This is a genomic window from Streptomyces sp. NRRL S-37 (assembly GCF_000721605.1).
Lineage (GTDB): Bacteria > Actinomycetota > Actinomycetes > Streptomycetales > Streptomycetaceae > Streptomyces.
Map to the genome: position 1 here is coordinate 1 of NZ_JOIZ01000156.1, position 262 is coordinate 262.

Here is a 262-nt window from a genome sequence, read left to right on the forward strand (position 1 = left end):
CTTCGGCAAGCGGGCGAAGTACCCGCGGTTCAAGTCGCGGAAGAAGTCGCGGAAGTCGGCGGAGTACACCACCAGCGCGTTCCGGTTCCGCGACGGGAACATCACTCTGGCGAAGATGGCGGAGCCGCTCGACATCGTGTGGTCCCGTCCGCTTCCCGAGGGTGCGTCGCCGTCCACGGTGACCGTGTCCCAGGACGCGGCCGGACGCTGGCATGTGTCCCTGCTGTGCGAGGACCCGTCCGTTCAGCCGCTTTCCGCCGCC

1 pseudogene is annotated in these 262 nt (G+C 68.3%); it reads left to right on the plus strand.

Annotated features, from left to right (window positions below):
* Positions 1–262 (plus strand): annotated as a pseudogene (locus IH50_RS0137230) (RNA-guided endonuclease TnpB family protein); the annotation flags it as partial.